A 13,504-nucleotide genomic window follows, 5' to 3' on the forward strand; every position below is an offset into this window, starting at 1 on the left:
AGATAGGGGGAGTTTGGGTTTGCGATCTGGCTGAGTGCAAATACAAACTACCACTACATTTAGGATGGATTACTTTGGTTTAATTGATTTGCCCACTCAAGTGCTTGCAATTCTGCGCTGAGTAAATCTGCTTCATTCAGATTAACGGGTAATTCACCGGACACCATGTCTAGACGCTTTTCTGTTTCCTCGACTAGTAACAAAAGACGTCCTAATTCACCCTCTCGCAGTATCAGCGCATTATGCACTGCCGGGTCTAAATTAAGCGGCGTAATAATCTCTACTAGCGGTTGTTGAAATAATGCGTCGAGTAAAGAAAAAATACCAATCATGAATGCTTGGTCTTGCTGCTCAGAATGAAGCCCTAATTTGCCTGCTAGAATTTCCATTTGCTTGCCGCGAACACTGGCTAGTAGCATAAGTGGATTATTCTCAAGGCTATTCCCTGTATCACCAGATGAGAACATCAGCACTTGAATCCAGCGCTTTAATTGCTGCCTGCCAAGAATAATCAGGGCTCTAGATAGCGTGTCAATTTGCCGATTCGCCCCAGAACCAACTGAATTCACGATTTTCATCAAATTGACCGCAAGGTTTGGGTTACGCTTAAAGACTTGCTCAATTTCATGTACTTCGGCATCCCGCATCACCAAGCCTAGCAAAGTGAGCAGGGCAATGTGAGAAGTGCTACTCTTTTTACCTTCTAACATCGTCGGCTTAGCGAAGTAATACCCTTGGAAAAGGTCAAAACCCAACTCCATACAACGCTGATGCTGTTTGGCATTATCAATTTTTTCTGCGAGCAAACTAACTTTTTGTTTGCGCAAAAACTCTACAATAGTGCCTAGTTTGTGATCCGCAATTCCAAGTAAATCCAATTTCACAATATCAATAAACGGTAAAATATCAGGGAGACGTTTATCTAATTGGACGACATCATCTAAGGCTAAGGTAAAGCCTTCTTGTTTCAGATATTTGCAGCGGGCGATGACTTCCGAGTCTAACTCAATGGTTTCCAACAACTCTAAAACAACCTGTTCTTTCGGTAGCAACCCAATCAGATCAGACATCAATAAATCGCGAGAAATATTGATAAAACCTCTATGTTTGCCTAGTACATGGTGAATGCCTAGTTCAGAAAAAGCATATTGAATGACGCTAGACGTAGCAGAAACGTCATCGGTGATATCTGCGCTGTTAAAGTGACTTGAACGAAATAAGAGTTCATAGGCAACCTGTTCACCTTGTCGGTTTAATATAGGCTGTCGTCCGAGAAAGAAGGGTTGATGAGTCATGGGTGATCTTTTATTACTTCAGGAGAGGATTCATTGCGGTTGCAATCAATCAGCCTGCTGCAATCAAAATAGCATAATCCCATTCATTCAACTACCCAATATGGTGAAATATTGCGTATTGTTAAATGAATGGGAAAAAGTGGGTAAAAACCAGTAAGTAATTTGATTAGAAATTCAATGTTAAAGAATTATCTACTTTGAGCAGCTCTTCTTTAAAGCGAGCTTGAATACGCTGTAAAGCCGCTTCTGTATGACCTTCAAAACGAATCACCACAACAGGGGTTGTGTTGGATGCTCGTGCTAGTCCAAACCCATCTTCAAACTCAATACGCAGCCCATCAATGCTGATGGTTTCAACTGCCTCAGGAAAGTCTGCGACTTCTAATAATTTGGCAATCAGTGCGTGTTGTTCACCTTCTGCCTTGCAATCAATATGCAGTTCAGGTGTAGATGGGCACTGTGGCAAATTATTTAAGATTTCTGTTGGGTTTGCATGGGCAGATAGAATTTCTAGCAAGCGTGCGCCAGCATAAATACCATCATCAAAACCAAACCAACGCTCTTTAAAGAAAATATGGCCACTCATTTCACCCGCTAATGGCGCACCAGTTTCTTTCAATTTCGCTTTCATGAAAGAGTGACCCGTTCTCCACATGAGTGGTTTACCACCATGATCTTTAATCCATTTGCCGAGTAAACCACTAGACTTCACATCAAAGATGATCTCGCTGCCAGGATTTCTTTCCAAAATATCTGCTGCAAATAACATCATTTGACGATCAGGATAAATAATTTCACCTGATTTGGTTACAACGCCAAGACGATCGCCATCGCCATCAAAAGCTAAACCTAATTCCGCATCAGAGTTGGCTAGTGCATTCTTCAAATCGACTAAGTTTTCTGGCTTGGCTGGATCAGGATGATGGTTAGGGAAATTGCCATCAACTTCACAAAACATCTCGGTGACAGTGCATCCAAGTCGTTTAAATAAGGTTGGCGCAAACGCACCTGCCACGCCATTACCTGCATCTACAATAATATTGAGTGGTCGTTTTAATTGGATATGGCCAACAATATTATCTAAATAAGCATCGGTAATGCTGGTGGTTTCATAGCTGCCATTGCCTGTCACAAACCCTTTGTTGACGATTCGCTCATAAAGCGCCTGAATACGCTCGCCTGCGAGCGTTTCACCAGCCAACATCATTTTCAAACCGTTGTAGTCTGGTGGGTTATGGCTGCCGGTAATCATGACTGCAGAGTAGGTTTTTAGATGATGCGCCGCAAAGTACGTCATAGGGGTTGCAACACAGCCTACATCAATCACGTTGGTGCCGGTGGACTGAATCCCTTTGGCGAGTGCTTTGGCAAACGCAGGGCCTGAGTGACGGCCATCACGACCAATCACAATTGCCTTAACTCCTTTTTCAACGGCTTCAGTGCCAATCGACTGTCCAACTAACTCAACCACTTCTTCCGTCAAATTTTTGCCTACAATTCCACGAATATCGTAAGCCTTAAAAATTTCTCTTGCGAGGGTTGTCATGTGTACTCCGTGAAATTTGTCTAAATTTAAATTTGAAATTTGTAGTACCCACTTAGTTGGGCAGGGAATGAAAATAATTGAGTACGATATCGGGCAAAGCATTATTTTGCTTTGCTAAAAAACAACCTTTTTGAAATCCAACATGGCCCCCTCTTGCCGGAAATTGGCGGGTAACCAAACTCGATACATCGTTACTAGAGGGTAATGAGTCTGCTGGAATAAAAGGGTCGTTTAGCGCATTTAATAAAAGAGTAGGGACAGATATCTGCTTTAAAAGCGGTAAACTGCTCGCCTTTTCCCAATAGTCATCTACGCTTTTAAAACCATGCAGCGGGGCAGTAAAGTATTCATCAAACTCACCAATCGTGGTGGCATTTTCAATTTTGCCTACATTTAATTGGGATGATAATGCCGGGTGTTGACGAATAATTGCCAATGCTTTCGGCTTTAATGAATACAAGAAATAATTGCCATATAGCTTTTTGTTCCAGCCAATATTGAGTGCGTTTCCTGCTTTTAATAAGTTCATTGGGGCTGAAATCGCTGCAGCGCCTTTGACAAGTTGGTGCGCAAGGTGAGGCGCTTTGCCTAGCCAATGTAACAGCGCATTGCCGCCTAAAGAGACACCTGCAACATAAAGTTCAGTTGGACGAAATTGATTGGCAACTTGCTGAATAATCCAACCAATCTCTTCATAATCGCCTGCGTGATAAGCTCTTGGCTGTAGATTTGCGAGTTCGCCACAAGTACGGAAATGGGGAAGGGTAACTGCCCAACCCACTTGCTGAAGCTTAGCCACAATATACTTTGCATAATGGCTACTGCTTCCGCCTTCTAATCCATGAAACAGGACAAGGCGCTTTCCACTTAATTGGGTCGAGCTATGGTCCACCGCAATACGATCATTATCTGGCGTACTCCAGACTTCTCTTGTGAGTGAGATCGTTGGTTTTCTCGCCAGTTTCGCTGGAATGATCGTGTCGAGATGAGAAAGAAAGCTCAAGTCTGACCCACCAAAACTTAGTGAAGGACAGGACTATCGACATTCCCAGTTAACAATGGTGTGGCGTGGTGGGCTAATAGGCGCCAGCCATGTTCGGTGAGAATAAAAACATTGGTTGCTGAGACCCAGTGCTGTTGGCTTTCATCACTATCGAGGTACACCATTTCGGTGACATGGTGAATAGCTAAACCGGGGGCTTGGACAATTTTACGGTCTTGGATATGCACATGCATCGCCGGCATGTGTTGAAACAATCCTTCCCAGCCAGCATGAATTTCTGCAAGCCCATTCATACAATGGCCAGCAGGGTGAACACAATACGTTCTTTCATCATCCGCCCATAGTGACATCATGGTACGTAAATCACGACGTTCAAACGATTCGTAAAAAGCGATTTCCAAATCTAGCGGAGAAGAAAAAGTATCAGGCATGTTGTTCAGCCGTTTTAGGCGGCTGTCCTTTTTTGTTCTGAATAAACTCTAATTTTTGCCAAACAATGTTGGGCGCCAAATCTTCCAAGCACTTTAAATGTCCTAATGGACAGGTGCGTTCAAAACAGGGGCTACACTCTAAAGCCAGATGGGCTAATTTGGCTTTAGCAGAAAGAGGCGGGGTAAAGTCTGGGCTACTAGAGCCATATATGGCTACCATCGGCTTATCTAAAGCAGCCGCGACATGCATTAACCCAGAGTCATTGCTAATGACTTGACTGGCTACGGCAATTAAATCAATTGCTTGCGTCAAAGAGGTATTGCCACAAAGGTTAATGGCCTCTGGGCAAGTCTGACGTATTTCTTCGGCAACTTCACTATCTTTTCCTGATCCCAACAACCAAACTTGCATGCCTGCCGCAATCGCATCTTGCCCCACTTTGCCAAAGTGTTGCGAAGGCCAGCGTTTGGCTGGGCCATACTCTGCGCCAGGGCATAACACTAACACGGGTAATTCATCAGAAAGACCAAGTGCAGATAATGTGCTGAGTTGTTGCGCCCGTGTACTGGTTAATTTTGGTTGTTTTAAAGCGGAAGCCGGGAGTGGAGAGGCTGACTTATCTTCAGCCAACCAAGCAAAACGTTCTGCCATGGTAGGCAATGCGGTTTTATCTAGCTGACGTAGATCGTTCAGTAGACCATATCGTTGTTCGCCCTTAAAGCCGGTTCGCTTTCCGATACTGGCAAAAAAAGGAACAATCGCGGATTTTAGCGAATTGGGTAAAACAATTGTTTGATCATAGCCTTGGACAGCCAAAGAGCGGCCAAGTTGGAAGCGTGCTTTTAACCGAATTTGACCATGGGCAAATGGGTTGTCAAAAGTCGCATGAACTTCTGGCATCCGAGAAAGTAATGGTCTTGTCCATGCGGGTGCCAGTACATCTAGCTGCAATCCCTCTGGGTGCAATTCATGCAACCTTGACATCATCGGTTGGGCTAATACAGTATCCCCCACCCAAGCTGGGGCTACGATCAGAATTTTGTACACGTGCTGAACTTTATCTGTTCTGAATGGCTTAGTGGTGTCCGCCTTGAAGCGCGCCACCTTTTAAGGTGTAGTGGGTACCACAGTACGGGCAAAGTGCTTCACCCGTTTTTTCTACTTTTAAGAAGACGCGAGGGTGCGCGTTCCATTTTTCCATATTTGGCATTGGGCAATGTAGTGGTAAATCCTCAGCCGTAACTTCAATTGAGCGTTTTGTATTTTCAATCAATGACATTTGTGAATTCCTTCAATATAAAGCAAATGCCATCCTATGCTGTCGGATGGCATGTAATCGAATTTATTTTATCAATTAGCGAACGTAGGTTAGCCAATCGCTGTGTTTATCGTCACGGCCTTGTACCGCATCGAAGAATAGTTTTTGCAATGCTTTTGTCACTGGGCCTGCAGAGCCATTACCAATTTGGCGATCATCTAGCTCTCTAATTGGCGTGATTTCTGCGGCAGTACCAGTGAAGAAGGCTTCGTCAGCGGTATATACTTCATCACGAGTGATGCGTTTTTCAACCACAGTAAGCCCCATTTCATTGGCTAGTTGAACAACGGTATCTCTGGTTATACCCTCTAAAGCAGAGGTCAAATCTGGTGTAAAGATTTTACCCTTACGAATAATAAAGATATTCTCACCAGAGCCTTCAGCAACAAAACCATCTACATCTAGTAGCAAGGCTTCATCATAGCCAAGGCTGCTCGCCTCTTGGAACGCAAGAATGGAGTTAACATAGTTGCCAGAGGTTTTGGCTTTACACATCGTTACATTCACATGGTGACGGGTGAATGATGAGGTTTTGATGCGAATGCCTTTTTCTAGCGCTTCGGCGCCTAGGTAAGCACCCCAAGTCCACGCTGCGACAGCAACATGCACTGATAGTGTTTTTGCAGAAATGCCAAGCGCTTCTGAGCCATAAAATGCAAATGGACGCAAGTAAGCAGACTCTAGGTTATTGTCTCTAACCACTGCTACTTGTGCTTCCATCAGTGTTTCCAGATCAAACGGGACTTTCATGCCCAAGATCTTGGCTGAATTTAACAAGCGCTCTGTATGTTCTTTTAAACGAAAAATAGCCGGACCACGAGGCGTGTTGTACGCGCGGACACCTTCAAATACCCCCAAGCCGTAATGTAGGGTATGTGTTAGTACATGCGTGGTCGCATCGCGCCACGGTACCATATTGCCATCATACCAAATTAAGCCGTCACGGTCGGACATCGACATTCTGTGTCTCCTGTTCCTCGAGGGTATTTAAAATGAGCGTTACTCGTTTTGCTTGCCAATTTGAGGCTAAGCGTTAAATAGTCTTGATTGTAGCGCGTTTTAGTCATCCCGTGTACGGGGTCTAGGCCCGTACCTCGCCAAAAACATGTTGCCACAAGGTTTTTACTGCTTGTTGCTCTTGATAGAGGTTTTCTTCCGGGATGCGATTGTTTTGTTGACCTGCTAGCCTCAGTATATGTTGTTGATGTCTTAGGGTGCGATAAGCATTACTTGCGGCGAGTGCAACCCCTGGCGGCAAAATACCTTGCAACCCAGCCACATTCAGTAGGGCAATATTACCACTGTTGCGTGTTAACTCAGGGTGTTTGGGCGAAAGCGCAAGCACTAAGTACTGAACACAAAACTCAACATCGATTAACCCACCCGCATCATGCTTTACATCGAACATCCCTTCCTTCATCGGGTGAGCATCGTGCATTTTTTGGCGCATTTCCATTACTTCTGTTTTGAGTGGCGCCATGTCTCTATGGTTCGTTAAAACCGCCAATTTAATATCATCAAATTGCTGACCAACCAATGGATCGCCAGCAACAAAGCGTGCGCGAGTTAATGCTTGGTGTTCCCAAACCCATGCCGCACGGGATTGGTACTCAGTAAATGCTTCAACACTCGACACTAATAACCCACTTTCGCCATTTGGTCGCAAGCGTAAATCTAGCTCGTAGACGATTCCTCCTGCTGTTGGCGTTGTTAGCCACGACGATAGCCTTTTTGCCAAGCGTGCATAGTTTTCTGATGCGTCAGGATGATCGTCATCATATAAAAAGATGATGTCTAAGTCGGTGGCATAACCAATTTCTTTGCCACCTAATTTGCCATATCCAATTACCGCAAACTTGGGGTCTTCAATATGCTTTTGTTTAATTTCTTTCCAGCAACGTGGTATGCAGGCTTCTAAGATAATATCGGCCAAGTCTGAAAGATAGTCTCCCAATGCTTCGACAGAATGCATGCCGGCTAAATCCTGCGCAGCTAAGCGAAATACCTGTGTGTGGTGAACATGGCGTAAGACTTGCATGATTTGCTCGGTGTCACCAGCTACTTCGTCTAATGCCTCATTTAGCTCTTGTCTTAGTTTTTCTTTATCTTGCGCTTGGTACAGAATCCTGCCATCTAAGAGTTCATCTAGCAAAATAGGGTGGCTAGTGAGGTATTCAGACACCCAAGGGCTAGCACCATACAAATTCGCCAATTTTTGAAGTGTCTGCGGGTGCTCTACTAACAAGGCAAGGTAGGATTCTCGTCGACTAATTGCCTCCATCAAGCTTAATAATCTGGTTAGCGTGATGTCAGGCATTGGTTGCTTAGAGGCTACTGCAATCAGTGGTGCAATGAGTAAGTCGAATCGTCGTTTGCAACTGGTAGGTAAATTTAGATACCGGTGACTCGTTCGAATACTACATAGCCGTTGCCTGGTTTGATCTGGATCTCTAAATCCTAATGTTGCTAAAGAATCATTCGTTGATTCTTGCGATTCACAATCTAACCAAATGCCGTCAAGTGGATGACTTGCATTATCCATTGGGGCAATAAACACCTGCTCGAAGTGACGGCTAACTAAATGGCGATGTGTATCTAATTCTTTTAATAGCGCATCATATGAAGGGCAGTCCATTGCCATGGCTAAGCGATGCTGATCTTCTGGTTGTCTTGGTAAGGTTTGCGTTTGTTGGTCGTCTAAGTATTGAATGCGGTGCTCTAGTCTTCTTAAGAAATGATAAGCCACACTTAATTCATCAACGGTTTGCTCTGGCAGCAAGCCTAGGCTGGCAATTTCGGTTAGCGCTATCCGTGTACTTTTTACTTGCAGTTTTGGCGTGCGCCCACCTCGGATCAATTGAAAAATTTGGGCTATAAATTCAACTTCCCGGATGCCGCCCGGGCCTAATTTAATATCGTCTGTTTTGTCTCTGCGATTTACTTCTCGACGAATTTGGCTATGTAAGTCCCGAATTGAACTATACGCGCCATAGTCTAGGTATTTTCTGAAAACAAATGGCTTGATTAAATCGTATAAGCCAGATTCTTCTCCTGTCAGGATGCGCGCTTTCATCCATGCATAACGTTCCCATTCTCTACCTTGAGTGACTAAGTAGTTTTCAAGCATAGCGTGGCTAGCGACAAGTGGGCCTGAATCCCCATGCGGACGTAAGCGCATATCGACCCGGAAGACAAATCCATCGCCAGTGACATCATTGAGCGATTTAATAATGCGTTGACCAAGGCGAGTAAAATACTCTGCGTTTCTAATGACTCGCGGGCCTGTAGTGTCACCATCTTCTGGGTAAATAAAGATTAAATCGATATCAGAAGAAACATTTAATTCTGCTCCGCCTAATTTACCCATGCCAACAATGGCAAGTGTTTGTTGCGTATTGGTTTCTTCACCAATTGGCGCACCATGAATCGCTTCAAGGTTTTTGGTGTGGTAAGTCAATGCGCTAGAAACTGTAAACTCTGCAAAACGAGTTACCGAGGTGACTACCTCATCTAAGCTGGCCAAGTCATTTACATCTCGAATAATGAGGTGAACCATCATTTTTCGGCGTAATTGTCTGAGTTGGCTATTAAATTCTTCATCAGAACTCGGGTTGGCAAATTGACTTTGCCAACGCTGGAAGACTTCTGTATCCAGTGGCTGATCAATTTGACTCAGTAACTCACTTGTCCAGTCTGGATTGATGTTAGTCACTCTGGTGACGTAGTGGCTAACGGAGCAGGCTTTTTGCAGCAATTTTTGTGTCTCAGGCATGATTTGTTCCGGGAATTGATCTATTAAGTGTCAATTTTCATTACTTTGCAGAAACTTAACGTCAAGTCACTGCGTCACACTGCTACAAGCATACATTTCACAGGTAGAATGCAAACAAGGGAAATGTACGGCGAAGTACAAATTAAAACTAGCATAGCATTTGGTTGGACGCTAATTGTTCGAAAATATCAAAAACTCTTTTCAACGATGGTATTCGGAAAAAAAAGCGGCAGGCTTTTTTCTGAGACTGATCGGATTCATCTGGCGTTGGACCAGAAGAATTGTGCTGTCTGTCGTTATCCTCGTTTGTACAATCATGATTGTGCTTCGCTACTGGTTATTGCCGGATATTAATCGATATAAACCCAATGTAGAGCAACTGCTCAGTCAAGCGATGGGCGTGAATGTCACCATTGCTTTGCTAGAGGCCGATTGGCAGGGACTAAATCCACATCTATCCACTTATGGCCTCACCATTTACGACCCGCAAAAAAGACCTGCGATTTACTTAGATAAAGTAGAAGGGACGATCTCTTGGTGGACGCTGTCTACGCTTGATCTCCGTTTCCGCTCGTTAAATTTTGATGCGCCGGAACTGTATTTCAGAAAACATAAAGATGGACTCATCGAATTAGCCGGAATTCCGTTAAATCAGGAAAAAAATCCTTCTGATAACTCATCCATGGGTAACTGGCTCCTACGCCAAGGAGAGATTAATATCCGCGGCGCGAGTTTATCTTGGGATGATGAGAGTAAACCAACCCCATTAGTGTTAAAACAAGTTAGTTTATCGCTGCAAAACGGCTTCTTTAGACATGATTTCTTATTACTTGCAAAACCGCCTGCAGAACTTGCTACTACGCTAGATATTCGAGCCAATATGCGTGGCAGAGATATCAACCGTATTAATGAATGGAAAGGGAAAGTATTTGTCCGGCTTGATTCAACCGATCTTCCATTATGGAAAAATTGGTTGCCAGCATCCGTTGCCGCGCATCCGTCTTATCCAAGTAAGGGCAAAGGCGGGGTTCGCGCTTGGTTTAATGTGGCAGATGGTCGCGTAAGTAGTGCTACGCTGGATATGGCATTACGTAATGTAGAAGCGCAGTTATCAAAAAATGCAAAAGTGATCCCGCTGAAATCATTAACCGGACGGTTGTCTTGGGAAATGGACACAGAGCAGGTAGATATTGCTACCAATAACTTAAAATTATCCCTCACTAATGGTACAGCACTCCCCGCACTCACCATGAATGCGTCGCTACAACGTGGGAAGGGTTCTACAATCACTGGCGGCAGTGCAAGAGCAGAACATTTGCCTCTTGCCCCACTCGCCACGCTATCGCAATTTTTGCCGATTGCTGACCAAATCAAACAACCACTATTGACGATGTCACCTAGCGGCAGCATTGATGATATGAAGGTTGCTTGGAAAGGCGAGAAAAATCTATCGCAATTTACGCTTTCAGGTGAGTTTAACCAGTTAGTGACAAAACCTTGGCAGGATGTGCCAGGGTTATCTGGCATTTCTGGTTCAGTAAACGTATCTGACAAAGATGGCGAACTCAATGTAAAAGGTAAACAAGTTCATTTGGATTGGCCATCTGTCTTTGCTGTTCCATTAAATACCGATCAATTAGATGCGCGAGTGCGTTGGGAAAAGCAAAATGGGCAATGGGCGGTAACCTTAGATCGCATTGCATTAAAAGGCCCTGAAGCAGAAGGCACATTTGCAGGCCGTTACCAGACTGAGGCTAAAGGGGCTGGTTGGATTGATTTACGCGGGACATTAAAAAGAGGCTCTGCAAACGCGGTATGGAAGTATTTGCCTTTAGTTGTTGACCCTGCAGCTAGAGAGTGGTTGAAAACCGGATTGCTAGAAGGGGAAGGTGTTAATGCAAAACTGCAGTTAACAGGAAGATTAGACGATTTCCCTTATGATAAAGCACCAGGTACGTTCTCCATTAGTCTAGATGCTCAAAATGTAAGAATGCCATACGCACCGGGTTGGCCAGAATTAAAAAATGTTCACGGTAAAGTGTTATTCAAAGGCGATAACATGGAAGTACAGGCCGACGGTGGCACCATTCTGGGCACAAAAGTTGGCAAGACAATCGTTAAAATTGCTTCACTTAGCCATGCCGACACGTTAACAGTGGAAGGAGTGGTAACTGGTACAACCAATGAGTTTATGGACTTTGTCCGCCAAAGCCCCGTGAATAAGGTGGTGGATCAACTGTTAGATGGCGCTAATTTTGCTGGCAATGCAGACCTTCATCTAAAACTAGATATTCCACTGGCTGATGCTGAAAATACAAAAGTGGATGGCTTACTTAGCTTTAAAGATAACAAAATCATGTTGGCGGATATCCCGCCTATCGACAGAGCCACCGGACAACTTCACTTTACCGAAAGTAAAATTGATATGCAGAAAGGCCAAGGGGCTATCCTTGGTAACTTAGCCAGTTTTACGGCGAATACCGATAAAGATGGGGTGGTAAGCGTGTTCGCGACAGGCAGAATGACAGCTGCAGCCTTAGTCAATCAATTTGGTGATAGCTTAAAAGGCCTGATGTCTGGCGATACAGATTGGCAGGCAAAAGTCGGCATCAACAAACAAAAAACCAATGTTACTTTAACAAGTACACTAAAAGGATTATCACTCGATCTTCCTTATCCATTAAGAAAACCTGCAGCAGATGCTTGGCCGCTTCGAATAGAGCGTCAACCGGCCCAAGATGGATATTCTCAATGGTCTGCCAAACTAGGCAATGTACTCTCTACTAATCTGCGCTTCCAGATGTCAAAGTCTAATTCCAGTGTGTTAGACAGAGGGACGGTATATCTCGGAAAACAATCGCAACTTTTACCAAACTTACCTTCTACCTCTGGAATTCAAGTGGCGGGTGATGTCAGTAAGCTAGATGTAGATGCCTGGTTAGATTGGATCAATGCAAGAACATCCGCAAGCGCAAATAGTGGTACTAGTGCTCAAGATATTCCGGTGAATAATATTCAAATTAGTGTGCCAGAGCTCACTGTCTCTAACCGGGTGTGGCACGCGGTGAAAGTTGACGCTCAAAAATATCGCTACGGAAGTAAGAATGATCAAATTCGCTGGTCAGCCAAGGTTGCTGCCCAAGAGTTAGAAGGCAAGATCGATTGGTTAAGCGAAAAAAATGGTTTGTTATATGCCAAGCTTGATCGTGTGACGATTCCTAAGCAATTAGAAACCACAACCAAAGGGCTTTCAGATACTAAATACAACTCGCAGCCACCAGCGTTAGATATTGAGGTTGGTCAATTCCAATATGGGGATAAAAAACTAGGCGAACTCAAGATTCAGGCTAGGCCAGAAGGGCTAGATTGGCGATTGCAACAGGTTAAACTGACGACACCTGAAGGCGCCCTTACCATGGATGGTTTATGGCAAGACAACGCACCAAATTCCGTTTTGAAAGTAAACATCCATTTGGATGCGCAAGATGCTGGGAAGTTACTGGATCGGCTTGGTTTTCAAAACGCAATGAAGCGAGGCAAAGCAACGTTGGATGGGCAGTTAGCTTGGGTAGGAAGCCCATTTGAACCAAACCTGCCAACCTTAGCTGGTAAGTTAACATTAACTGCTAAATCGGGTCAGTTTGTCAAAGTAGATCCTGGCGTAGGTAAACTATTGGGTGTGATGAGTTTGCAATCGTTACCTAGACGAATTAGTCTCGATTTCCGAGATGTTTTTTCAGATGGCTTAGCGTTTGATGACATTTCAGCTACCGCCAAAGTGCAGCAAGGCATTATGCATACGGATGACTTCAAACTGATTGGCCCAGCGGTAGGGGTCACCATGAAGGGCGATGTTGATTTAGTTAAAGAAAGCCAAGCGTTACATGTAAGGGTCGTACCTGTCATTGGCGATTCAGTATCCGTTGCGGCTGGTTTAGCGTTAGCTAATCCTGCGGTTGGCTTGGGTACTTTCTTGATCCAGAAATTATTAAAAGACCCAATTGGACAGATGGTTGCATTTGAGTATGATGTTTCTGGGGATTGGGCGAATCCATCTGTGGTGAAAACGGCCGATGGAAATAAGTCAGATTCAAAGTCATCTTCTAAGTAAAGCCAATATAACAACCTACATTGCTAG

At 44.3% G+C, this 13,504-nt stretch carries 9 protein-coding genes; 1 reads left to right on the forward strand and 8 read right to left on the reverse strand.

Annotation, left to right across the window (positions count from 1 at the left end; translation table 11 throughout):
- Positions 1-59: 59 nt before the first annotated feature.
- The 8 genes from LIN78_RS02385 to glnE all read right to left on the reverse strand — a co-directional run bounded on the left by LIN78_RS02385 (position 60) and on the right by glnE (position 9,366).
- Entirely contained in the window at positions 60-1,295 is a 1,236-nt protein-coding gene (locus LIN78_RS02385; RefSeq protein ID WP_227178087.1) for an EAL and HDOD domain-containing protein, read from the reverse strand.
- 166 nt (positions 1,296-1,461) lie between these two features.
- Complete coding sequence (locus LIN78_RS02390) at positions 1,462-2,841, reverse strand: phosphomannomutase/phosphoglucomutase (RefSeq protein WP_227178089.1); 1,380 nt, start codon at positions 2,839-2,841, stop codon at positions 1,462-1,464.
- Between the two features lie 52 nt (positions 2,842-2,893).
- The gene (locus tag LIN78_RS02395) at positions 2,894-3,844 is read right to left on the reverse strand and encodes a YheT family hydrolase (RefSeq protein WP_227178092.1); all 951 of its coding nucleotides are present in this window, start codon (positions 3,842-3,844) and stop codon (positions 2,894-2,896) included.
- A 17-nt stretch (positions 3,845-3,861) separates the two neighbouring features.
- Positions 3,862-4,275 carry a YybH family protein gene (locus LIN78_RS02400; protein ID WP_227178094.1) on the reverse strand — a complete coding sequence of 138 codons (414 nt, stop codon included), beginning with the start codon at positions 4,273-4,275 and terminating at the stop codon, positions 3,862-3,864.
- On the reverse strand, positions 4,268-5,323 hold the full coding sequence (gene waaF / locus LIN78_RS02405; RefSeq protein WP_227178095.1) for a lipopolysaccharide heptosyltransferase II: 1,056 nt from the start codon (positions 5,321-5,323) through the stop codon (positions 4,268-4,270). The genes LIN78_RS02400 and waaF overlap by 8 nt, the downstream gene beginning before the upstream one ends.
- A 28-nt stretch (positions 5,324-5,351) precedes the next feature.
- Entirely contained in the window at positions 5,352-5,555 is a 204-nt protein-coding gene (locus tag LIN78_RS02410; protein ID WP_227178097.1) for a zinc-finger domain-containing protein, read from the reverse strand.
- Between the two features lie 75 nt (positions 5,556-5,630).
- On the reverse strand, positions 5,631-6,554 hold the full coding sequence (locus tag LIN78_RS02415; RefSeq protein WP_227178099.1) for a branched-chain amino acid transaminase: 924 nt from the start codon (positions 6,552-6,554) through the stop codon (positions 5,631-5,633).
- A gap of 121 nt (positions 6,555-6,675) precedes the next feature.
- Complete coding sequence (glnE, locus tag LIN78_RS02420; protein ID WP_227178101.1) at positions 6,676-9,366, reverse strand: bifunctional [glutamate--ammonia ligase]-adenylyl-L-tyrosine phosphorylase/[glutamate--ammonia-ligase] adenylyltransferase; 2,691 nt, start codon at positions 9,364-9,366, stop codon at positions 6,676-6,678.
- A gap of 175 nt (positions 9,367-9,541) precedes the next feature.
- Between glnE and LIN78_RS02425 the strand changes: the two genes are divergently transcribed.
- Positions 9,542-13,477, forward strand: coding sequence for a YhdP family protein (locus LIN78_RS02425; protein WP_444543514.1), 3,936 nt, complete (start codon positions 9,542-9,544; stop codon positions 13,475-13,477).
- Positions 13,478-13,504: the final 27 nt, after the last annotated feature.

This window comes from Leeia speluncae (assembly GCF_020564625.1).
Lineage (GTDB): Bacteria > Pseudomonadota > Gammaproteobacteria > Burkholderiales > Leeiaceae > Leeia > Leeia speluncae.